Source organism: Photorhabdus caribbeanensis, from assembly GCF_018448885.1.
Classification (GTDB): domain Bacteria; phylum Pseudomonadota; class Gammaproteobacteria; order Enterobacterales; family Enterobacteriaceae; genus Photorhabdus; species Photorhabdus caribbeanensis.
Genome location: NZ_RCWB01000006.1, coordinates 122,979 through 145,954, shown reverse-complemented (window position 1 = coordinate 145,954; position 22,976 = coordinate 122,979). Strand labels below are relative to the sequence as shown.

At 41.9% G+C, this 22,976-nt stretch carries 23 protein-coding genes and 1 pseudogene; 16 read left to right on the top strand and 8 right to left on the bottom strand.

Annotated elements, in window-relative coordinates; all coding sequences use genetic code 11:
* Window positions 1-484: 484 nt before the first annotated feature.
* The 3 genes and pseudogenes from EAE90_RS06545 to EAE90_RS06535 form a co-directional block, all read left to right on the top strand.
* Entirely contained in the window at window positions 485-1,033 is a 549-nt protein-coding gene (locus EAE90_RS06545) for an SLATT domain-containing protein (protein WP_214052823.1), read from the top strand.
* A complete protein-coding gene (locus EAE90_RS06540) occupies window positions 1,017-2,387 on the top strand; it encodes a reverse transcriptase domain-containing protein (RefSeq protein ID WP_214052822.1) in 1,371 nt (456 codons plus the stop codon). Before EAE90_RS06545 ends, EAE90_RS06540 begins: the two co-directional genes overlap by 17 nt.
* A 634-nt stretch (window positions 2,388-3,021) precedes the next feature.
* A pseudogene (locus EAE90_RS06535) lies at window positions 3,022-3,393 on the top strand (transposase); the annotation flags it as partial.
* 104 nt (window positions 3,394-3,497) lie between these two features.
* Here the strand turns inward: EAE90_RS06535 and EAE90_RS06530 are convergent.
* Window positions 3,498-4,361, bottom strand: a complete 864-nt coding sequence (locus tag EAE90_RS06530; protein WP_214052820.1) for a YicC/YloC family endoribonuclease — start codon at window positions 4,359-4,361, stop codon at window positions 3,498-3,500.
* Window positions 4,362-4,487: 126 nt separating this feature from the next.
* On the opposite strand from EAE90_RS06530, the gene rph reads away from it, so the two are divergent.
* Complete coding sequence (gene rph, locus EAE90_RS06525) at window positions 4,488-5,201, top strand: ribonuclease PH (protein WP_214052819.1); 714 nt, start codon at window positions 4,488-4,490, stop codon at window positions 5,199-5,201.
* A gap of 84 nt (window positions 5,202-5,285) precedes the next feature.
* Window positions 5,286-5,927 carry an orotate phosphoribosyltransferase gene (pyrE, locus tag EAE90_RS06520; RefSeq protein WP_214052818.1) on the top strand — a complete coding sequence of 214 codons (642 nt, stop codon included), beginning with the start codon at window positions 5,286-5,288 and terminating at the stop codon, window positions 5,925-5,927.
* Window positions 5,928-5,986: 59 nt separating this feature from the next.
* On the opposite strand, the gene slmA is transcribed toward pyrE, so the two are convergent.
* From slmA to coaBC, 3 genes are all read right to left on the bottom strand, one after another.
* Complete coding sequence (slmA, locus tag EAE90_RS06515) at window positions 5,987-6,586, bottom strand: nucleoid occlusion factor SlmA (RefSeq protein WP_214052861.1); 600 nt, start codon at window positions 6,584-6,586, stop codon at window positions 5,987-5,989.
* 117 nt (window positions 6,587-6,703) lie between these two features.
* On the bottom strand, window positions 6,704-7,162 hold the full coding sequence (gene dut / locus EAE90_RS06510; protein ID WP_214052817.1) for a dUTP diphosphatase: 459 nt from the start codon (window positions 7,160-7,162) through the stop codon (window positions 6,704-6,706).
* Window positions 7,140-8,357, bottom strand: coding sequence for a bifunctional phosphopantothenoylcysteine decarboxylase/phosphopantothenate--cysteine ligase CoaBC (coaBC, locus tag EAE90_RS06505; protein ID WP_214052816.1), 1,218 nt, complete (start codon window positions 8,355-8,357; stop codon window positions 7,140-7,142). Before coaBC ends, dut begins: the two co-directional genes overlap by 23 nt.
* Window positions 8,358-8,554: 197 nt before the next feature.
* Here coaBC and radC point away from each other — a divergent pair, with 197 nt between their 5' ends.
* The 7 genes from radC (at window position 8,555) to EAE90_RS06470 (ending at window position 14,663) form a co-directional block, all read left to right on the top strand.
* Window positions 8,555-9,247: a RadC family protein gene (gene radC, locus EAE90_RS06500; protein ID WP_214052815.1), complete on the top strand. Its 693-nt coding sequence runs from the start codon at window positions 8,555-8,557 to the stop codon at window positions 9,245-9,247.
* A 240-nt stretch (window positions 9,248-9,487) separates the two neighbouring features.
* The gene (gene rpmB, locus EAE90_RS06495; protein ID WP_011148921.1) at window positions 9,488-9,724 is read left to right on the top strand and encodes a 50S ribosomal protein L28; all 237 of its coding nucleotides are present in this window, start codon (window positions 9,488-9,490) and stop codon (window positions 9,722-9,724) included.
* Between the two features lie 11 nt (window positions 9,725-9,735).
* Window positions 9,736-9,903, top strand: a complete 168-nt coding sequence (gene rpmG / locus EAE90_RS06490; RefSeq protein WP_010847629.1) for a 50S ribosomal protein L33 — start codon at window positions 9,736-9,738, stop codon at window positions 9,901-9,903.
* Between the two features lie 174 nt (window positions 9,904-10,077).
* The gene (locus tag EAE90_RS06485; RefSeq protein WP_214052814.1) at window positions 10,078-11,199 is read left to right on the top strand and encodes a glycosyltransferase family 4 protein; all 1,122 of its coding nucleotides are present in this window, start codon (window positions 10,078-10,080) and stop codon (window positions 11,197-11,199) included.
* A 186-nt stretch (window positions 11,200-11,385) separates the two neighbouring features.
* Window positions 11,386-12,408: a glycosyltransferase family 9 protein gene (locus EAE90_RS06480; RefSeq protein ID WP_214052813.1), complete on the top strand. Its 1,023-nt coding sequence runs from the start codon at window positions 11,386-11,388 to the stop codon at window positions 12,406-12,408.
* Window positions 12,389-13,507, top strand: a complete 1,119-nt coding sequence (locus tag EAE90_RS06475) for a glycosyltransferase family 4 protein (RefSeq protein WP_214052812.1) — start codon at window positions 12,389-12,391, stop codon at window positions 13,505-13,507. The genes EAE90_RS06480 and EAE90_RS06475 overlap by 20 nt, the downstream gene beginning before the upstream one ends.
* Window positions 13,488-14,663, top strand: a complete 1,176-nt coding sequence (locus EAE90_RS06470; RefSeq protein ID WP_214052811.1) for a glycosyltransferase family 4 protein — start codon at window positions 13,488-13,490, stop codon at window positions 14,661-14,663. Before EAE90_RS06475 ends, EAE90_RS06470 begins: the two co-directional genes overlap by 20 nt.
* A 33-nt stretch (window positions 14,664-14,696) precedes the next feature.
* Here EAE90_RS06470 and rfaL read toward each other — a convergent pair whose 3' ends face one another.
* Window positions 14,697-15,914 (bottom strand): O-antigen ligase RfaL, encoded by a 1,218-nt coding sequence (rfaL, locus tag EAE90_RS06465; protein ID WP_246550424.1) that lies wholly within the window; start codon window positions 15,912-15,914, stop codon window positions 14,697-14,699.
* A gap of 119 nt (window positions 15,915-16,033) precedes the next feature.
* On the opposite strand from rfaL, the gene mutM reads away from it, so the two are divergent.
* Complete coding sequence (gene mutM, locus EAE90_RS06460; RefSeq protein WP_214052809.1) at window positions 16,034-16,843, top strand: bifunctional DNA-formamidopyrimidine glycosylase/DNA-(apurinic or apyrimidinic site) lyase; 810 nt, start codon at window positions 16,034-16,036, stop codon at window positions 16,841-16,843.
* Window positions 16,844-16,918: 75 nt separating this feature from the next.
* Here the strand turns inward: mutM and coaD are convergent, their stop codons facing one another.
* Genes coaD through waaA form a run of 3 tightly spaced genes read right to left on the bottom strand, consistent with a single transcriptional unit; the run spans window position 16,919 to window position 19,452 of the window.
* Window positions 16,919-17,401, bottom strand: coding sequence for a pantetheine-phosphate adenylyltransferase (gene coaD / locus EAE90_RS06455; protein WP_214052808.1), 483 nt, complete (start codon window positions 17,399-17,401; stop codon window positions 16,919-16,921).
* A complete protein-coding gene (locus EAE90_RS06450) occupies window positions 17,401-18,174 on the bottom strand; it encodes a glycosyltransferase family 2 protein (RefSeq protein ID WP_214052807.1) in 774 nt (257 codons plus the stop codon). The genes coaD and EAE90_RS06450 overlap by 1 nt, the downstream gene beginning before the upstream one ends.
* The gene (gene waaA / locus EAE90_RS06445; RefSeq protein ID WP_049584951.1) at window positions 18,175-19,452 is read right to left on the bottom strand and encodes a lipid IV(A) 3-deoxy-D-manno-octulosonic acid transferase; all 1,278 of its coding nucleotides are present in this window, start codon (window positions 19,450-19,452) and stop codon (window positions 18,175-18,177) included.
* Window positions 19,453-19,679: 227 nt separating this feature from the next.
* Between waaA and rfaQ the strand changes: the two genes are divergently transcribed.
* Genes rfaQ through EAE90_RS06430 form a run of 3 tightly spaced genes read left to right on the top strand, consistent with a single transcriptional unit; the run spans window position 19,680 to window position 22,971 of the window.
* Window positions 19,680-20,744: a putative lipopolysaccharide heptosyltransferase III gene (gene rfaQ, locus EAE90_RS06440; RefSeq protein WP_214052806.1), complete on the top strand. Its 1,065-nt coding sequence runs from the start codon at window positions 19,680-19,682 to the stop codon at window positions 20,742-20,744.
* Window positions 20,741-21,871, top strand: coding sequence for a glycosyltransferase family 4 protein (locus EAE90_RS06435; protein WP_214052805.1), 1,131 nt, complete (start codon window positions 20,741-20,743; stop codon window positions 21,869-21,871). The genes rfaQ and EAE90_RS06435 overlap by 4 nt, the downstream gene beginning before the upstream one ends.
* The gene (locus tag EAE90_RS06430; RefSeq protein WP_214052804.1) at window positions 21,868-22,971 is read left to right on the top strand and encodes a glycosyltransferase; all 1,104 of its coding nucleotides are present in this window, start codon (window positions 21,868-21,870) and stop codon (window positions 22,969-22,971) included. Before EAE90_RS06435 ends, EAE90_RS06430 begins: the two co-directional genes overlap by 4 nt.
* The last annotated feature ends 5 nt before the right edge of the window (window positions 22,972-22,976 follow it).

The window sequence follows — 22,976 nt, the reverse complement described above, 5'->3', positions numbered from 1 at the left end:
AGAAAACTGACGCTATACTGAATATGCCGCTCAATTGAGCAACACAGCGTGACCACCGAGTCTAGATTGTGCGCTTATCAAATAGTTCTATTTCGTGCTCAACAACTAAACTAGCAACCTTCAAGGCAAACGTGAGCATCGCATATCTTGCAAGGTGCCGTATTTCAATACAGGGCGCGTTTGAGAAAGCGTATCTATGTCCAGTTCCGAATAGTAGTTTTATCCAAATGCTCTTGTACAGTTACTATGGCAAAATCGGTAACTATGGGCTAATAAAAATGAAAAATTAGGTTGACTGTAACTTAATTAAGTTGTTACTAATATATTTGGAAGGACAGGTTTTTCCTCTTACTTGCGTAAGGGCGGCTCTAATAAAGAACAGCTTCTTTTTTTAGCTGTTGGGTTTCAGCTCACTGATCCTACGGGATGTTCAACGGTTCTCAATAGTCCCTGTCCTTTCCTCTATCTAAATCGGAGAGTTTTTGTGCGTGATAATATTTGGTTTACTTACAAAGCTCGCATAAATGCGCATCATCGCCTTGAATGGATGGAAAAACACTCACAGTTTCTTCTTGTCTGGTATGCTATTTTGGGTGCAGTGCTTTCTGTAATAACAATACGTTATCCTAGAGTGCTCGGAGACAATACAGATATTTGGGCGGCAATCCTGTCCATTGTTTTGCTTGGTGTTTCGTTAGTTGTATCTAATCTGGATTTTCGCGGACGAGCTATTGCAATGCGAAAAAATTATCTGGCTCTCCAGAAGTTATATGCTGAAATTCCTCAAGGACAGCCTCTCACATCAGCGCAGATTGCAGAATATAATGATCTTTTGGGTGAGGTTGAGAATCATCAGGAAATTGATGATAAAATGGCTAGAGTTTCTGCTCATTCAACATTAACAACGCGAAAACCAACAACTGAAGAGATAGATGAAGTTGGGCGTTGGAAGATATTAAAAATCGTTATTACATCTTTATTATATTTAACCCCGTTGATTCTATTGTGGATTAATTATGAGTGCGGCGCGTAAGTTTAAGGGAAAGTTTTCTGTAAGGAATCTTAGATTTATTTATCAAGAAAAAATAAAAAGCTCTGGGGCGATAGGTATAGATAGAGTTCGCTCCTCAAGTTTAGAAAAAAAACTTAATGATGAATTAGGACTTATATCGAAAAAAGTTAATAGTGGAAACTATAAATTTACAGCTTACAAAGAAAAATTAATTTCCAAAGGTGCAAACTCTAATCCTAGACAGATTTCAATTCCTACAGTTCGAGACAGAATAACACTTAGGGCATTATGTGAATGCTTATCAGATGTGTTTCCTGAAGCAAGGCTTAAATTACCTCATACTGTCATTGACTCCCTTAAGGAGGCCTTGCATGGGGAAATATTTAAGGAATATGCCAAGATTGATCTCAAATCATTTTACCCTTCAATCGAGCATTCACTTATAGAATGCTCGATAAAAAATAGAATCAGGAAAACCGAATTTAGGAAGCTGATTATGTCAGCTTTAGCTGTACCTACAGTTAGTGAATTCAAGGGAAGTAAGCATGCTCTGCCGAATACAAAGGGAGTGCCTCAAGGGCTAGCTATTTCAAATATCCTTGCTGAAATATCACTTGGCAAAATCGATAAGGAATTATCAGCTGATCCTAATATATGGTTTAAACGATATGTTGATGACATACTAATTTTGACGCCTTCCGGTCAAGCCAGTGTTGTTACTGATAATGTTATCCGCAAGTTAGAATCTATCGGACTCCAGCCGCATCCACTAAACAAAGAAAATTCTAAATCAGTAGTGGGCATGATTGGTACGCCTTTTAGTTTTTTAGGATATCAAATTATAGGTAATGAACTTTTAATTAAGAGGGAAAGTATTCTTCGTTTTGAATCATCTCTTGCAAAGATTTTCACTGCCTACCGACACGCTCTTTCACAAGCCAGAAATAAGCGCGACAAAGAAAAAGCAATCGCGTACTGTAAATGGAAGCTAAATTTAAGGATTACAGGTTGCATTTTTGGTGGTAAACGTCTTGGATGGGTGTCTTATTTTTCGCAGATTTCCAGTACAGCTCAGTTACGTGCAGTAAACCATACTATCACAAACTTTATTAAGCGATTTGGACTCACTGAAGATATTAAAGCAAAATCTTTAATAAAGACATTTTATGAGCTGAATCATGGTGCAGCATTTACATCAAAATATATACCGAATTTTGACAATCTCACCATAGAGCAGAAACGAGAGATAGTAGCTATGTGGATTGGCAGGGAGGTTGCTAGTAAACTAAGAGAAACTGAGGTTGAAAGGAAATTTAACTATAAAATAACATCTGCTGTTAAAGAACTTGAAGAAGACATCATTGGTATATCGTAGCTGAATATTTCAAGGGACATTTAAATGAAATGTTCGGATCACAATTCACCTGTCGCTTTCTAATATGTGGTAGTATCACGTATCTAGTAAATTAAAATCAGCCAGTGCGGCGGTTACTGACGTAGGTTTTATAAGAAAGCTGAATAAATGACTTCGACATGAGAAGATGTAAGGTAAAAAGGCCATGATTAACAATTAATGCCAGTCGGTAATATGCCCTTATAGGGCTAGAGCAAACCACCCGCTATGCGGGTGGTTATTCACGACATGTGGGTGAAATGACTTTAGCCAGTTGCCTTATTGAACGAACCCCTGATTATTATTTAACCTTATTTGACAGAGGTGACTATTCCTTAGGCCTGTTAAGTCAGTGGGCGACAACAGGAATAGAGAGACACTGGATGATACCTGCAAAGAAGGATTTAAACTATGAAGAGGTCAGAAAGCTGGGCGATAGGGATTGGCTTGTTACCTTACAAACATCCCCACAATCAAGAAAAAATTCACTGATTTACCGGACAAAATAACAGCAAGATTAACAAGTTATACGATAGATAAAAAAGAATATCGTGTATTAAGTTTTTTAGTTTCTCAGCAAAAACATCCTTATGATGAATGAGTTGAAGTCTATCAGCAGCGTTGGGAAATAGAATTGAGTTATAGAGAAATCAAGCAGACACTTCTTCAGTCAAACCATCTATTAAGAAGTAAAAAACCTGAGATGGTGAAACAGGAACTTTGGGGCGTCTTACTCGCTTATAACCTTGTCCGTATTGCAATGATTGAAGCGGTGAAGGAAACCGAAATCTTACCAAATAGACTCAGCTTTTCACATTGTGCACGGCATGTGATGCTCTACCTGATCACAACGCCACTGACCAGTGCAGGTAATTTACCTAAGCGTTGTGCTTACTTATTGGAAACATTAAGCATGTTTGAATTACCCGCAAAGCTTCCTGACAGAAAATATCCGAGAGTAGTGAGGTGTAAGCCACAAAAATGGTAATAAAAAGAAAGGCCAGTCAGCTTTAACTGACTGGCATTAATGATTTACAATGGCCTTTTTGTCTACGCGAGACTTTGTGAGACGAGAAGAGATCGCGTGAAACCTTACTCAATATTCTGAATCTGCTCTCTCATCTGCTCGATTAACACCTTCAATTCAATAGCGGAGTTAGTGATATCGGCGTTGATAGATTTGGAGGCAAGCGTATTAGATTCGCGATTGAATTCCTGCATCATAAAATCCAGGCGGCGGCCGACGGCTTCTTTTTTCTTTAGAATATTGCGGGTTTCTTTGACGTGGGCATCGAGGCGATCTAACTCTTCTGCCACATCAAGACGTTGGGCCAGTAAAACCAATTCTTGCTCAAGGCGGTTATTTTCAAGCTGTACCTGCGCTTCTTCCAATTTGGTTTGCAGGCGTTCCCGTTGCCATTGCATGATTTCAGGCATTTGTTGGCGCACTTTGCTGACTTCTTCGGTTACTGTGTCCAAACGTTGTTCAATCATAATCTTAAGTGCATTGCCTTCGGCTTCACGGCTTTGGATAAAGGCATCCAGTGTTGTATCCAGTTCTTGCAACAATTGAGTGCTGATAGCATCCAGGTCTTGCTCTTCTGCGGCCATAACGCCAGGCCAACGCAGAATATCAACAGGGTTGATTTCACCTTCGTTGCTCTGCTGTTTGACCCAGGTCGCCGCATTGACTAGCTGTTTTGCCAAGGTTTCATTCAGGATAAGTTCGCCTTGTGCGCGTGAGTCCAGTTCAAAACGCAGGTTGCACTCAACTTTCCCGCGAGTCAGACGGGAACGAATACGTTCACGGATTACCGGTTCTAAGCTTCTGAATTGTTCTGGTAGGCGGATATAAGTTTCTAAATAACGCTGATTAACAGAGCGTAGTTCCCAGGCCGCATTTCCCCATTCACTTTTGATATCTCGCCGTGCAAAAGCAGTCATACTACGGATCATGATTCGTTCCCAATTTAAACAAAAGATTAAGAGATTATAACGCTCGTTGTAGATGCAGGATAGGAATTAGCCCTGTTAGGCCGTATAATGCGCCCCCAATAATGGTTTAACAACGGAGATAACACTATGCGCCCAACAGGAAGAGCGGCAGAACAAGTGCGTCCTATCACTATAACCCGTCATTATACTAAGCACGCGGAAGGTTCGGTTCTAGTAGAGTTTGGGGACACCAAAGTGTTATGTAATGCATCCGTTGAAGAAGGGGTTCCGCGTTTCTTGAAAGGTCAGGGGCAGGGTTGGGTGACGGCGGAATATGGTATGTTACCGCGCTCTACTCATACCCGAAATGCTCGTGAAGCAGCTAAAGGCAAGCAGGGCGGCCGTACGATGGAAATTCAGCGTTTAATCGCTCGTTCACTACGCGCCGCTGTTGATCTGAAAAAACTGGGTGAATACACCATTACACTGGATTGTGATGTTATTCAGGCTGATGGCGGTACCCGTACAGCTTCTATTACTGGTGCTTGTGTCGCGTTAGCTGATGCGTTGAATAAAATGGTTGAAGCAGGCAAGCTGAAAGAGAGTCCTCTGAAATCAATGGTTGCTGCGGTCTCTGTTGGCATTGTGGATGGTGAAGGCCGTTGTGATCTGGAGTATGTGGAAGATTCCGCCGCTGAAACTGATATGAACGTCGTGATGATGGAAGATGGTCGGATGATTGAAGTGCAAGGCACTGCGGAAGGCGAGCCATTTAGTCATGATGAGTTGTTATCCTTATTGGCTCTTGCCAAGGGAGGATTAGAGGACATTTTTGCAGCGCAGAGAAATGCATTAAAATAATAAATTGATTAGGCGACGGAGTAGTCGCCTTTTTTGTGCCTGTTGTATGGCGATAACTATGACTAAAAGAGAGGAGAGACACCAATGAAAGCCTATCAGCGCGAATTTATCGAGCTTGCGCTAAAAAAACAGGTACTGAAATTTGGGGAATTTACCCTGAAATCAGGACGTAAAAGCCCGTATTTTTTTAATGCCGGGCTGTTTAATACTGGGCGTGATTTGGCGTTAATCGGGCGTTTTTATGCAGCAGCATTGTTGGATAGCGGTATTCAGTGCGATTTGTTATTCGGACCCGCTTACAAGGGTATTCCAATTGCGACGACAACGGCAGTTGCACTGGCAGAGCATCATGATATTGATATGCCATACTGTTTTAACCGTAAGGAAGCTAAAAATCATGGCGAAGGTGGTACTTTGGTTGGTAGCTCACTTAAAGGCAATGTTGTTCTGGTTGATGATGTTATTACCGCAGGCACAGCTATCCGTGAATCTATGGAGATTATCAAGCAGCATAATGCGACGCTTGCCGGCGTGATGATTTGTCTTGATCGTCAGGAACGTGGGAATGGTGAAATCTCGGCAATTCAGGAGGTGGAAAGAGATTATGGTTGCAAAGTGTTTTCTATCATTACGTTGAATGACTTGATTAATTATTTGAGTGGTCAGCCAGAGATGAAAGATCATCTGGATGCAGTAAAAGCCTATCGTGCGCAGTACGGTATCTGATAGATAAGCTTTAAAAAAAGCCCTCGCCCAATAACGGGCGGGGTGAGTAGTAGAATAACTTATTGTAACTGAGCCAATAATAATGGCCAGCGCGCTTCAAATTCCTGCGTTGGACGATAGTGGAACTCAGAGCGTACAAAACGTGATAGCATCCCTTCACAAAACGCAAGTAACTGGGAAGCTAATAACGACTCATCATAACTGAAACCTTTCCCATCACGTAATTTTTTCTCTTTTAAAACTTGACGGATCTGTACTTCAATTCGTTCAAATAACTGATTTATGCGCCCTTGCAACCGGTTTTGTTCAAACATTAGAGCATGACCGGTCATGATGCGGGTCAGACCGGGATTTTTTTCTGAAAAACCCAGAATCAGAATCAATATCAAGCGAATACGAGTCGAGGTATCTTTCTCATCTTGTAGAATCAGGTTAATCCGGGAAATTAATGAGTCTTCAATGAACTCTATCAAGCTGTCAAACATCCGGGTTTTACTAGGAAAATGCCGGTATAGGGCAGCTTCGGAAACGCCCACGTTGGCGGCCAGTTTAGCAGTAGTGATTCGATGGCTGCCATCACTGGATTGCAACATATGCGCCAGTGCCTGCAAGATCTCCTCGCGCCTGTTTCTTTTCTTCGTATTTTCGTTTTCTGCCATGTCTGACAAGACCTTCGTTAAGAACAGCAAAACAAACAAATCAGTCATTCTTTGCTCAATAGTATTTTGAGCAAAGAATATGATAATGGGTTAAATGGTATTAGGTTTTACAGAGAGTTATTGGCGACCGGAATGACCAAAACCACCGCTGCCTCTTTCGCTGGCTTCAAAATCTGCTACCAGATTGAATTCAGCTTGGACGACGGGTACAAAAACCATCTGAGCGATACGTTCGCCTGGCTGGATAGTGAACGTTTTATCACCACGATTCCAGACGGAAACCATGAGCTGACCTTGGTAATCAGAATCGATCAAACCCACCAGATTACCCAGAACGACGCCATGTTTATGTCCAAGACCTGAACGGGGTAGAATAACGGCGGCCAATTGTTCATCGCCAATATGAATAGCAAGCCCGGTTGGCAGCAGTTCTGTTTGCCCTGGAGCCAGTTCTATCGCATTGTCCAGGCAAGCCCGCAAATCTAAACCTGCGGAACCTGGCGTGGCGTAAGTTGGCAAAGGAAATTCCTCCCCGATACGTGGGTCAAGAATTTTAACGTCGATTTTTTTCATCATAGCGTCTGACTATCTCGTCTAATAAATGGTGGCTAAGTAATAACTTATTACTATGAGGTAAGCGGATTTCTCCCTCATGCCAGAACAAATGTAATGCATTAGTATCACTGTTAAAGCCGTGGCCGGTAAGGGATACATCATTTGCACAAATCAGATCCAAATGTTTTTGGTTCAGTTTTTTTCGTGCATATTCTTCCACATTCTGGGTTTCAGCCGCAAATCCAACCACAAAAGGGCGGTTTTCTTGCATTGCTGCTACATTGGCAACAATATCCGGGTTTTTGATCAGGGTAAAAGTGATCTCATCACCCTGTTTTTTAATTTTTTCTTCGGCAATCTGTTTAGCGCGATAATCTGCAACCGCGGCACAACCAATGAAGATATTCTGTGAACCCGCTACTGCCTGTACTTGTTCATTCATTTCCAGAGCGCTGGTGACGTCGATTCGTTTGACTCCCGGTGGTGTCGGTAAATTAACGGGGCCAGTGATCAGGGTGACTTCTGCACCACGTGTTGCCGCAGCCTGGGCGATAGCAAACCCCATTTTGCCAGAGCTGTGATTGCTGATAAAGCGAACTGGGTCCAATGCTTCACGGGTTGGTCCGGCGGTAATCGCAAGTTTTAGGTGAGCTAAGTCTTGGTTGGTTTGAAAATGTTGCTCAGCAAGTTCGACAATCGCCATAGGATTTAGCATTCTGCCGGGACCAACGTCGCCACAAGCTTGGCTGCCGTTATCCGGTCCCCACAGAAGAACGCCCCGTTCTTCGAGAAGCTTGAGGTTATGTTGTGTTGCCTGAGCTCGAAACATCTGTTGATTCATTGCTGGCACTGCGGCAATTGGGGCTGAGGAGGCTAGACAGACGGTTGTTATGAGATCATTTGCCATACCGACTACCAGGCGCGCCAGCAAATCAGCGGTAGCCGGAGCGAGAATAATCAGATCAGCCCATTTGCCAAGTTCAATGTGCCCCATAGCCGCTTCTGCTGCCGGATCTAACAAATCATTAGAAACGGGATAACCAGAAACTGCCTGCAACGTCATTGGTGTAATAAACGCTTCTGCTGCTGGTGTCATCACTACACGTACTTGTGCGCCGCGATCACGCAGGCGACGTACCAGCTCGGGAGTTTTGTAAGCGGCTATCCCTCCGCTGATACCGAGCACAATCTGTTTGCCGGAAAGTCCTGCCATCATGATTGTCCGAATATTAAGTTGCAAGGGGCCAAGATTTTATCACAAGAGATTACAGAGTTGAGCAGAGTCTAAGCTTTCACTGTGAAAAAGAATAAGTTTGCGAGCGGCTACGCAGCTCCTGAAAATGATATTCGCCCTGATATTTAAGGCATGGAATACTGCTTGTATCAGGTAAAACAGAGCAGGGAGATGAATATATGGGAATTGATATCGCTGAAAATACAGGAGAAATATATTCAAATTTAGCTCCCAGAGAAAAATTACTGGCTTATGGTTCGGTTTCTCTGACAGATGCTGAGTTACTGGCTATTTTTTTACGTACCGGGACCAGAGGACTTCCTGTTTTACGAATGGCGGAATTTCTATTGAAAGAATTTGGGTCTTTGTACCATTTACTCTCTGCTGATTATGACACTTTTTGTTCTCATAAAGGAATGGGATTAGCCAAGTATGCACAATTACAGGCTATTGCAGAACTGGCAAAACGTTTTTTTTCCAGCCAGTTCATGCATGAAGATATTATGAGTAGCCCAAGTGTGACTCAAGAGTATTTGCAAAATCTATTATCAGGGCGTGATAGGGAAATATTTGTTGTGTTGTTTCTCAACAATCAAAATAGAGTCATCTGTCATGAGGAGATGTTTAAAGGCACAATCAATAAAGTTGAAGTTCATCCTCGTGAAATTGTCCGATCAGCGATAAAGGTGAATGCTTCATCCATTATTTTGGCTCATAATCATCCATCAGGACATGCAGAGCCGAGTTTGGCAGATAAGATTGTTACAGATAAAGTGATTGATGCCTGTAATTTGGTGGGTGTAAAAGTGCTAGATCATCTGGTTATTGGCCGGCAATGTTGTGTCTCATTTGCTGAGCGAGGATGGATTTAAGCTAACTTTTTCAAGATCCTTGTGGATCTTTGGTTGTGCGGGACTTGAGCGTCGGCGATTGAGGGCGTATACTACGCCACCTTTGAGGATCTTTGGTTTGGCGAGAAGAGCCTATCTCAGCACATTTTCTGAGTAAATGTGAGTCTTTTCAGTAGAATTTGCTGAGATGGGCTCCTAAGCCTGACGAGGCGGCCATACCCAATACAAAGCTCGAGCTGATTTGATTTTTGGAGAATAGACATGTCCCGAGTCTGCCAAGTTACTGGCAAACGCCCGATGAGTGGTAATAACCGCTCTCATGCATTGAATGCGACTAAGCGTCGTTTTCTGCCTAACCTGCATTCCCACCGTTTCTGGGTTGAGTCCGAGAAGCGCTTTGTAACTCTGCGTGTATCTGTTAAAGGTATGCGTGTGATTGATAAGAAGGGTATCGATGCAGTTTTGGCTGAGCTTCGTACCCGCGGTGAGAAGTACTAAGGAGCTGAAAAATGGCTAAAGGTATTCGCGATAAAATTAAGCTAGTTTCTTCGGCTGGTACTGGTCACTTTTATACCACTACGAAGAACAAGCGTACTATGCCTGAGAAACTGGAAATGAAAAAATTTGATCCAGTTGTTCGTCAGCATGTTATGTATAAAGAAGCCAAGATTAAATAAAATTTTGGTTGATTTGATGAAAACCCGGCCTAGGTCGGGTTTTTTGTTGTCTGAAGAGTTTTAACAGATATTCACTAATTCTTCTCTGCATTTCATATATATCCTGTTATTCGTAGACGTAAAATGTTGTTTCGCTATACTAACGCCTTCCGGTAGGCTGGATATGAAACCGAAATGGCTAAAGAAAAACTAAATATTTTACATACGGAATCTTCTTGTGGTTGGGGTGGTCAGGAAATCCGTATTCTGACGGAATCCCAAGGAATGATAAGACGTGGACACAAGGTGGTTATTGTCTGTTGTCCTGGTTCTAATATCTACCGTGAAGCAAAATCTTATGGTGTGCCGGTAGTAGCCCTGCCTATTGAGAAAAAGCGGCTGTCCTGCTTTCTTGCTATGCGTCGTTGGTTGAAAAAAGAGGGCCGTCAATTTGACGTGATTAATACGCATAGCTCGACAGATGCATGGTTGGTTGCTGCGGCTTGCACGACGTTAAGGCATATGCCGCCAATGGTTAGAACCAGGCATGTTTCTACCCATGTTTCTAATTCAATATCAACTCGTTGGTTGTATTTGAGAGCGTGCCGACATATTGCGACTACAGGTGAAAAATTACGTCAACATCTGCATGCTAATAATCATTATCCGTTACAACATATGACATCAGTGCCCACCGGCATCGATTTAGATCGTTTCCGACCAGAAGATAAGAAAGTTTGCCGTCAGCGGATTGGAATTCAAGATAAACCGACATTAGGTGTCGTTGCGACCATGAGAACTTGGAAAGGGCATCGTTATCTGTTAGAAAGTTGGAAAGTTCTGCACCAGAAATATCCTGATTGGCAACTTTTATTTGTTGGTGATGGTCCACAACGTAAGTCATTGGAACCATTAGTAAAGCGAGAGGGTTTGTCAAATAGCGTTATTTTTTTAGGTAATCGTCAGGATGTTCCTGATTGTTTGAATGCGATGGATTTATTTGCATTACCTTCTTTTGGTAATGAAGGCGTACCGCAAGGCATTATGCAAGCAATGGCGTGTGGAATACCTGTTGTATCAACCTCTGTTGGTGCAATTGCCGAAGCGGTCGTTGATGGTGAAACGGGTTATATCGTGGAACCTAGAAATACAGCGTTATTGACGAAAAGTTTAGATTTGTTGATTCATAATAATGAACTGCGCTTGCAATTCAGTCGTTCTTCATTAAAGCGGGCAATTGCTTTATTTGGCATAGATAATATGTTGGATAAAATGGAAAATATCTTTTTTCACAGCATTAAAGGTAAAAAACGTTAACATTTTTTAAGATTTATTCTGATCCTGATCCTTTGGCTTATGGTTTTAGGTAATATTAACTTATTGATATTAAATTACTTTAAGGTTGATTGTTCGTTAAATCACTCTGTTGCAATCAATTGTATGCAAAATGGTTTTTTGTATATTTTGTTGAATTTTGTAGCGGATTAATTAGATAATTGTCTTATGCAGATCAAGAATATTTTGGTCATTGTTATAGCACGTTTTGGTGATACCTTACTGGTAACGCCGGTGATCCGTGCTTTAAAACAGAAATGGCCTGGTGCGAATATTGATGTTATGGCTCATAAAAGGACTAAACAGATCCTTGAAAATATAAATGATATCAATAAATTGACTGCTTTTTCGAAAGGTAAGGCAAAATGGTGTGGTTGGTTTAGCCGTAAACATTATGATCTGGCTTTAGTCTATAGTGACGATAAACCTTTATTGCAGTATGCAAAACGTAAATCGCGCTTAACAGTTTCGTTTTCAGATAAGTCCACGTTGCAATCTGATTGGCTAACTGTGGAAAAGCCAAAGGTGTTGATGCCCGCTCAGCAGGAGCGGGCCATGCTTGCTGGTGCGGTAGATGTTGAGGTAAGTGACTGGCGGTTGAATTATTGTATTAGTGAAAAGGAGTTACGTTTTGCTGATGATTTTGTGCGGCAGAATCATTTAGAGGACAAACTCCTGATTGGTTTTCAGTTACAAAGTTTCCCGGCAAAAGCTTATCGTGATTGGCCAGTTGAACATTTTTACCAATTAGCTCAATGCATTTATAGCCGTTATACCCAGTCGCATATTATGTTATTAGGCAGTACTGACGGTAAAATGGCTGCACAGTCACTGGCAAAAAGATTAGGCGCTGAAAAGTGTACTTCATTGGTTGGTAGACTGACAATGCGACAGAATGCAGCAATAATGAGTAGACTTGATTTATATGTTGGTGTTGATACAGGGCCGACACACTTAGCCGGTGCATTAGATATCCCAATGGTTGCTATGTATCATAGTTTTCACCCAGGCTGTTTCTTAGCGCCTCAACAGCATTCACATTTGGCGGTTATTGAACATCCGGTTCACTATATGCAAGCCACCCGCGAAGACTCGATGTCTGCAATATCTGTTGAACAAGTCTGGCAGGCAACGCAAAAGTTACTAGGAACTACGTCGTCAGGAAGAAAAGATGAAAATAGGTTTGGTTGATGTCACTGTAACTATGTCTTACGGTGGTATTCAGACGGCAGTCTGGGAACTTGCGAAAGCGTTGACTGATGCTGGTCATGAGATCCATATTTTTGGTGGGAAAGGTGATATCCAGCCAGAACTCAATGGAAGAGCAATCCAGGTTCATACTTTTCCATTCATTCCCAGAGAGAAAGTGATTAATATTGGTCGACGTTTCCAACGTATTATTGAACGCTACTCGTTTGCTCGCCATGCCCGTGATACGGTTATTGCTGAAGATTTTGACTGGATTATTCTGACGAAGCCATTTGATTTTTTCTGGCCTCGAATGATGCCAAAAGAGAGTCGCACCAAATTTTGCTATATGAGCGGCGGCACCAGTTTTTTCAAGGGTGACAGAAAGCTGAGTAAGCGAATTTCGGCTTGGGTGGCATGCAGCTATTTTAATGCCTGGCAGATTCAGCATCATTTTAAACAATTCCCGAAAGTTATTTACAATGGTGTTGATATTAATAAATTTAGACCGATAGACTCCTCTGTCAGAACGCGTCTTGGGATCAGTGATAAAACATTTTTGCTGACTTTTGCCGGACGTTTGGTTGGCTGGAAAGGCATACATGTGGCTGTTGATGCAATGGCTCAGCTACAGGATAAAGATGTTAAGTTGCTGATTATTGGGGCGGGTGAAGATCTGAAACGTTTGGAAAAGCGGGTTTCGGCGCTGCGGCTGGAAAAACAGGTCATCTTCCATCCACCTGTAGGGCATGATCAGTTACCTGAATATTATGCTGCTGGTGATGCAGGGATTTTCCCAAGTATTGGTGATGAAGCATTTGGGATTACGATTGCGGAGGCGATGGCGTGTGGCAGGCCGGTTATTGCCAGTTATGTTGGAGGCATACCTGAAGTTGTCGGTAATGAAAGTAATTCAGGTATCTTGGTTACGCCAGGAGATGCTTCAGCAATTGCTGATGCGGTTAATTTTTTATTGTCTCAACCAGACAGGGGGCAAAAAATGGGAAAAGCAGCTCGTCAACGGATTGAAACAATGTATACCTGGGAGCATTCAGCAAATCGTTTACTAAAAGCGATAAATAATGAAAATCGCCTATATTGATCCCTATCCGGTTCCTGATTATCGGGTAGCATCACTGCAAATTTTGCAGAATGTTGATGCATTTGCGCGCCAGGGAGCTAGTGTATATCTGGTTACGCCTGAAGGTAAAAATACCGCAGAGGAGATCTTGGGACGTCCATTATCACCATCCGCTACGCTGATCTCTTTACGCAATATTCGGCGTAAATGGTATTTTCCATTCAATACTCAAAAGATGTTCTATTTCCAAGTTTCCCATTGGTTGAAGAGAAATGAGGTAGATGCCGTTTTTACCCGTAATCTGAAAATGGCAAAGTATTTATTATGTGAACATTCAGAAATTCCGCTATTTTTTGAAAGTCATGAAATTTTTGCTCAATCATTTAAAGAATCGCATGATTTAAGTAAAAATAAAAATCAGCGTAAATATCAGAAGCTGAAAGAAATCGAACACTTTGTTTATCGTCAGTCCAGGATTATTTTCGTTCTGACGTCGTTACTCAGTGATGATATTATTAGTGAATACAATGTCAACACGCCAATAGTTGTTGCGCCGGATGGTGTGGATATGTTGGCAGTCGAGTCGATGTCGTTAGATAAACGTGTATCAGACGATGGTGAATTACCAACCCAGATCCTTTATTTGGGCAGCTTGCATCGTTGGAAAGGTGTTCCTACGGCGATCAAAGCGATGGCTTACCTTGAAAATGCGGTATTAAATATTGCTGGTGGTGAACTAGGGCAAATTCAGCAATTGCGGCAGATTGCTCAGCAAATGGGAGTTGGCGATAAAATTAATTTTCTTGGGTTTATTCAACCTAAATTACGTTTTCAGATAATTGCAGATAATGATATTTGTCTGTTGCCATTAACTAAAACCAGCATTGGTAGTCGCTATACTTCGCCACTGAAATTATTTGAATATATGGCGATGGATAAGCCGGTGGTTATCTCCGATTTTCCTTCGATTCGTGATGTAGCTGATGAGAATGCGGTCAGTTTTGCTGATAGTGAAAATGCGGAGAGTTTTGCTCAACAGATTCAGTTAATAAGAGATAATCCAGAAAAAGTTAAGTCACAAGTCAGTTATGCGAAAATGTTGGTGACAGAGCGTTTTAATTGGGAACAGCGAGCGAAGTTTATTATGCAGACAATATCAAAGGATATTTCTGCATAATAATCGGTTTGATAGTATAGCCGTGAGGTCTGGTTAATCGTTTTTCTGCTGATGTAGAGCAATCATCAGACCGAATAGAATACCTATTTCATTGATATAGGTATTTTCAAAGGCGCCTCGGACGATAAATAATCCGATAAATCCCGTCAGTAGAATAATACTGGCCTGCTTTATTACGCCATTGTTACGGCTAATAATTTGGCTACCCGTGTATAGCGCTGAGAAGGTCATCAGCAAAGTGGTAATCAAACCAATGATTCCACCGGCAAACCAGAGTGCCAAAAAGATATTATGGGGGCCGATGGATGTGCGATATATCCAGTCTGGATAGTCAGCAGCTCGTTCATTGTAGACCTTGTGATAGACTTTATTGCCAAAACCGTAGCCTTTAATCGGGTTTTCTTGAATTAACTCAAGAGCAGCACCCTGTGTGCCATTTTTATAACGATGGCTGCTATCAGTTTGAGTAAGCTTCCAAAATAATAATTTAGTATTTTCATTAGCTATGATCGTAGTGTGAGAAAGTACAACTGAAAAACTAAGGATTAAACTTGCTATGATGGTCAGCTTCCATTCCCGATTAATAATAATGATAAAAGCAGTGATGACAGCAACGGCGACCCAAGCGCCACGGGCTAAAGTACCTAATAACAAAAACAGACTGATAGCGGAAGCAACAGCCAGTATCAGCCAACTCACTAGGGTATGTTTCTTCCACAATGCCCAAGTACACAGTAAGATGGGGAAATAGAAAATAAAGCCGTAAGAAAATTCTCGGTGATTGAAGTCAGTAAAAGGCATTTCACCTTTATTGTAGTTAATAATGTATTTACCAATATCAGTGAGGCATATTGCCAGCATACCAATGGCAAATGAGAACAGGATCATCTTGGCAATACTTTCTTTGTTTTCTTTGTACAAGACAACAGGAAAAGTAAAACTGAACAATAATAGTCCATTTAAGATAGGTTTATTCATCTCCTGAAAACTCAATGCCGGATCGACGGAAATCGCCACTGAATAGAACATGGCTAAAATGAATAGCAGAATGGATAGAAACAGAGAATTACGCATGGAGCGCAGCACTTGACGAAAATCTGTCACCAGGTAGGTTAGTGCTGTAATGCCAATAAGCACGATAACCAGGTTTTTATATCTCGTTATATCGGGCAGATAAACAAGGGCTATATAAATCCCAATGATGGATAAATTCCATAATGATCTTTTATCACGACTTTTAATATTAAACATATTCATCAATCTGCTTTCGTTTCTGTTGAGTTTGGTTGGAAATAATACATGAAAAGATTATCTTAATCTGCTCAGATGCAATAGAGTTGAAACAATATACATAGTTAGGAGTTATTACCATGCCAGAACTACCAGAAGTAGAAACCAGCCGGAGGGGAATAGAGCCACATCTGGTAGGGAATGTGATCCAGTATGCGGTAGTCAGGAATGGTCGGCTACGTTGGCCGGTGGCGGAAGAAATTATGAAGTTGAGTGATCAGCTTGTGCTTAGCATTCAACGCCGGGCCAAATATTTGCTGATTGAACTGGCAAGTGGCTGGATTATTGTCCATTTGGGGATGTCGGGTAGCTTGCGTATCTTGCCAGAGGAGCGCCCTGCGGAGAAACACGATCATGTGGATTTAGTGATGGCAGATGGTAAGGTTTTGCGTTATACCGATCCCAGACGATTTGGGGCGTGGTTATGGAGTGATAATCTCGAACGGTGCTCGGTATTGGCTCATTTGGGGCCGGAACCGCTTTCTGATGATTTTAATGGTTCTTATCTTTACACCCAGTCAAGTAAGAAAAAAACCTTGATTAAGCCCTGGCTAATGGATAACAAATTAGTTGTTGGGGTCGGTAATATCTATGCAAATGAGGCGTTGTTTACTGCCCATATTCAGCCTGATCGTCCCGCGCATACTTTAACTGAGTGTGAAGCCAATTTACTGGCAGAAACGATTAAGAAGGTTCTACAACGATCTATTGAGCAGGGTGGCACAACACTCAGGGATTTCCTGCAATCTGATGGTAAACCGGGCTATTTTGCTCAAGAGTTGTTTGTTTATGGCAGAGCAGGAGAGCCATGCCGAATTTGTGGTGAAAAAATTGAGAGTATTAAGCTTGGGCAGCGCAGTACTTTCTTTTGCCGTCACTGTCAGTATTAGTTGATATCGGATAGTTAGGGGAGGCGTTGCATAGGGAATATCCTACTTTGTGCCGCCTCCAGTGAACGGAGTGAATTACTTGCCCAGTTTTTTTAGCATGGCTTGGGCGACAGGTTCTGGCAGGAATGATGAGATATCGCCATCGTGAAGAGCGACATCTTTAATCAAGGATGAAGAGACAAACGAGAGATTTTGTGATGGCAGCAGAAAAACGCTCTCTAATTCGGGCATAAAGTGGCGGTTCATATTGGCAAGTTGCCATTCATACTCAAAATCAGATACTGAACGAAGGCCACGGATAAGGATAGTGGCCTGTTGTTTTTTAGCGAAATTAGCCATCAATTCACAGAAACCTACCACTTCTACATTATCCAGATGTGAAGTCACCTCTTTTGCCAGAGCAATGCGCTCATCCAGAGTAAACATAGGATTCTTTCTGGCACTGTTGGCGATAGCAAATAGAACGTGGTCGAACATATCCGCGGCTCGGGTGACGATATCAATATGACCGTAGGTGACAGGATCAAATGTTCCGGGATAAATGGCTTTGGTTTTCATCAATTTTTACCCTTCTGTTGTCTCTTTTCCCACAACGCGACGTACTTATTAAACGTATATTGAGCATTGACAATAGCCAGTACTAGCCCTTGTTTACCATCAAGAAAGCCAGCTCGCAACAGCCAGGTTTTAAAAAAAGCCCCAAAAGTGTGACTGAAAATTGAGAAATAACTGCACTGTTTACCTTGTTCATAACGCTGTTCTGCCCAGGCTTTAGCATAATTTAGCTGTTTTCTCTGAAATTCCATCAAATCACGGCAAGTAAGATGAAGTAAATCCCCTTGCAGAGTAACAACCGGCGAACCATTGGTTTCAAGGGATTCATGAACCTGATTGTTATTGTATTGATAACGGTCACGAGCATAGAGGCGGATGACCCGATCCGGGTACCAGCCGCTGTGTTTCATGAAACGGCCAAGAAATAGATTCCGGCGGGCGCAGCTGTAGACTTTGCTGTTATCAGCATATGTTAGAACCTGTTCTATGGATGCTCTCAGTTCTGGTGTTACACGTTCATCAGTATCGATCATAAAAATATAATCGCCAGAGGCATATTGCTGAGCTAGCTGACGCTGACGACCAAACCCGGGCCATTCTGTGTTAGAAAATACTTTTGCACCCATTGCCTGTGCTATCTGGCAAGTATTGTCTGAACTACCAGAATCGAGCACGATGATTTCATCAGCCCAATGGACGGAGGTCAGACAATCTGCTATCAGATCCGCTGAATTCTTGGCGATCATGACAACGGAAAGACGTTTTTTGTCACTCATTCAGTGGCTCCGAGGTGGGAGATAGGGTTCCAGCAGTTTAAGCAGACGTTGAAGTGCGCCCTGATTTTCATGCAGCACTTCTGCTGCGTGGCGACCATAATACAGGCGATAATCTTCGTCAGTCAGTAAGCTATTGATTTCGGTGAACAAAGAGTGGCTGTCCGTAACGGTAATCAGACCATTAGCCTGATTCAGCTTGGCGCAGATATCCTTAAAGTTAAAGGTATGTGGGCCCATTAGCACCGGAATAGCATGGGCTGCCGCTTCTAGCGGGTTGTGGCCGCCACGTTCAACCAAGCTGCCGCCAACAAAGGCCAGATCGGCAATACCATAGAGCAACATCAGTTCACCCATCGTATCGCCGATAACAACCTGAATATTGGCGTCAGGGATTTTATCAGAACTGCGAAGAATGTAGCTGAGTCCAGCTTTCTTGGTTAACTCTTCAGCTTTAATAAAACGTTCAGGATGACGAGGAACTAGGATCAGTAGCAGACTTGGACACTGTTTCAGTAACTTGCAATGAGCATCCAGAATAATACTCTCTTCCCCATCATGGGTGCTGGTGGCTATCCAGACAGGCCGACGAGCGGCCCATTGGCGCCGTAGTGTCACGGCCTTAGCTGCCAATTCAGGCGTTACTGAGATATCGAATTTCAAACTGCCGGTAATAGTCAGTTGAGAGCGTTTTAAACCCAGTTCAATAAAGCGTTCGCCATCTTCAGGATTCTGAGCAGCAATCAAGGTAATGCTGCGCAAAATTGTTTTTACGAAATTCCCTACCTTTTGGTATCCCGCAGCAGAACGTGCAGACAAACGGGCATTAGCAATGACCAGAGGAATGTTACGTTGGTGAAGTTGGAAAATCAGATTAGGCCAAAGTTCTGTTTCCATAATAATGACTAACTTTGGATTAACTTGATTGAGGAAGCGCTCCATAGAACCGGGAAGATCGTATGGCAAATAGACGTGATTAACATCATTTCCCAGAGCAGAAAGCACTCTTTCTGAGCCCGTTGGCGTCATCGTTGTCACGGTAATGGGTAAAAAAGGGTAGTGATGGCGCAAGGCTCTGACTAAAGGGATGGCGGCCAACGTCTCACCAACGGAAACAGAATGGAGCAGGATGCCTCCAGCGGCAACTTTGCCAGCACAAAAACCGTAGCGTTCACCCCAGCGCTGACGGTAAGCAGGGGCTTGGCGACTGCGGAGCAATAAACGCAACCAAATCAGAGGTTGGATAAGGTAGAGAAGTACCTGATATAAACGCAGTAACATTCTATCAAATTCATTTACATAAATTAGTGCCAATAGTATCACATTGCTTCAAAGAAAGTATGAAAATGCGTATGGCCTCTAGAATCTGAACAGAATTAGAAAGGTAAATAGGATTTTTAAGCAAGATCGTGCTTCTATTAATATGAAAGTAGCACGGATTTTTTGCAGCTTCTGCATATGGTCGCGGCAGCTTTTTCTTTAATCTGTATCTTTATACTGGGAATGCAATGAGTAAATTACACACTCAATTTGACCGTATTCTGATAATAAAGTTACGACATCATGGTGATGTATTATTAATTACACCAGTTATTAATACCCTTAAGGATAATTATCCTGAGGTGGAAATAGATGTTTTACTCTACAAAGAAACCGAACCAATATTGGCTTATTTTTCTGCTGTGGATAATCTATTTTCTATAGACAGACAATGGAAAAAACAAGGAACCAAAGCACATCTTGGTCATGAATGGAGATTGCTTAGACGATTAAGATATCGTCAATACGACTTGGTTATTAATCTTGCTGATCAATGGTATAGTGCATTTGTGGCACGATTTACTGGCGCAAAAGTGCGTATTGGGTTCGATTTAGTAAAACGACGAAGCCTGTTTTGGAAAAAATGCTTCACAAATCTTGTTCCGACAGAGCATAGCCAGTTTTTGCATATTGTTGAGCAGAATTTGTCAGCTCTTTCGCTGTTAAATCTTCCGTTGATCAACACTAAAGTGACGATGAGTTACCGCCAGGAGGATAAAGAGATTGTTTTAGCGCTTCTTGATAAGCGTGGTGTGAATCAAAAATATATTGTTGTGCAACCAACATCCCGCTGGCTTTTTAAATGTTGGGATGAAAAAAAGATGAGTGAAACGATTAGTGCATTGCAGTCTGATGGTTGGACAATTGTTGTCACCTCCGGGCCAGATAGTAAGGAGGAGGAGATGGTGGAGAAGATTTTATCACACTGCCCAAAAGAAAGAGTGGTTTCTTTTGCTGGACAGTTAACTTTACCGCAACTTGCAGTGCTGATTGAGGGGGCTAATTTATTCATAGGGATGGATTCCGTTGCTATGCATATGGCCGCAGCGTTGAAAACACCTGTTATCGCTTTATTTGGGCCATCAAAGTTAGTATTCTGGCGTCCGTGGGAAGCGAAAGGTGAAGTGATTTGGGCTGGTGATTATGGTGATTTACCTGATCCTGATGATGTTGATACTAAAACGGATATACGTTATCTGAATGTCATTCCCAGTGATATGGTTATTGCTGCCGCCCGGAGAAATTTATTATGAAATTAGTACGTCTTGCGATTGTTCGGCAGAAATATCGTCCGGATGGTGGTGCAGAACGTTTTGTCTCCCGCGCCTTAGAAGCTTTAGGGAATGAAAATCTGGAGCTTAACGTTATTACGCGCTCCTGGCAGGGAGACGTTAATTCTGATTGGCATGTGCATTTAGCAAATCCTCATAAATGGGGACGCATCAGCCGTGAGAGAGGATTTGCCAAAGCTGCTAAAGTAATATGGGAAAAAGAGCAATTTGATCTTATTCAAAGTCACGAACGTATTGCGGGTTGCGATATTTATCGTGCGGGTGATGGTGTTCATCAGCGTTGGCTACAGCAGCGTGCGCGTGTTTTATCTCCTTGGCGAAGTAAATTGCTTTTTACGAGTCGTTACCATCGTTATGTGATGGATGCTGAGCAAAAGATGTATTCGGCACCAGAGTTAAAAATGGTCATTTGTAACTCGGAAATGGTAAAAAGGGAGGTCATGACAGTTTTTGGGCTTTCTGAGGAAAAAATATCGGTTATTTATAATTCGATAGACAATAAACAATTTTTTCCGGCAACGGAGTCTCAGAGAATACAATTAAGGAAAGAACACAACCTTCCCCTACAGGTTAAATGCTTAGTTTATGTTGGTTCGGGGTTTGAGCGGAAGGGATTAAAAGCAGCGATTCAGGCAGTGAGTGCGACTGATGCCTATTTAATCGTTGTGGGGCAGGATAAAGAAGAGAAGAAATATCAGCAGTTAGCTAATTCACTGGGATGTAATGAGCGGATCAGGTTTATGGGAGTTCAGAAAAGAACATTGCCTTTTTATCAGCTTGCAGATGGCTTATTGCTACCGACCTTATATGATCCGTTTCCAAATGTGATACTGGAGGCAATGGCTTGCGGGCTTCCGGTAATAACCAGTACGACATGTGGAGGCGCTGAATTTATTACTTCTGGGAATAACGGGTTTGTCTGTGATGCTTTGGCTATCTCAGATATTACGGAAGCGATTCAGAATACGCCTTCAAATCATTTGAATAATAAAATGTCAGAATTAGCAAGAACGGGAATACTCAGTTATACACCGGAACATTTATCACAACAGCTCATTGGGTTATATGAAAGGGTGCTCTCATCATGAAAGAACATATATTATTTATCATTGATGGATTACCTGGTGGCGGTGCAGAAAATGTCACTATTCGGCTTTGTGATGGTCTGCAACAGAGGGGATATGATGTTACGCTGCTCTCTTTGGCAGAGAAATGTGAATATTCAGTACCTGATGGTATTGAATTAATCATTGATGCTGATGGGTACAAAGGGATTTTTAGAAGACAGACTGAGATTTGCCGTCGGGCTAAATCTATGGATAAAGTTTTAGAAAAAGTTTTTCTTCGCAAGGGAATCCCTGCATTGATTGTCTCAAACTTGCATAAAACTGATCGTATTGTCGTGCAATCAAAAGTGTTAGCGGGGTTAAATGTATGGTTTTGTATTCATGGTGTATTCTCTAGCTCATATCTTGGTAATAAGACGGGATTATCTCGCTGGATCAAGAAACAAAAAATTAAGTGGACATATAATAACCGGAATTTAATTTGCGTATCTGATGCTGTAGGGAAAGATTTAAAAAATAATTTGTTACTTACGCCTAATGAAACGGTGACGATTTATAATCCTTTTAATATCCCAGATATTAAAGAAAAATCTCTGCAAAATAACCTTTATTCGGATGAAACCTATTTATTACATGTTGGTAGATTTCATCGGGTTAAGCGGCATGATCGTTTATTAGAAGCGTTTGCAAAAGCAGATATTCCATGTAAGTTATTGATTGTTGGCCACGGAGATGAAGCAATTACTCAACAGATAAAGCAGAAGATTGTGGATTTAAACTTACAGTCTAAAGTTATTTTAACGGGATTCCTTGAAAACCCATTACCTGTTATCCGTGGAGCTAAAGCAGTTGTCTTGAGTTCTGATAGCGAGGGATTAGGTAACGTACTGATTGAATCATTGATTTGCGATACGCCAATTGTTAGCACGATGTGTCCTGGTGGCGTTAATGAAATTATGATTGGTGAATTGGAAAAATATAAATCAGATCTGACAGTTGATTCGCTTGCAGAGAAAATGAAGTTTGTTTGCTATGAGCCACCTGTAATTACAGAGGAGATGTATAAGAGGTTTGATTTAGATATTATTTTGGCAAAATATTTAACTTTGCTAAAAAAATAAACATT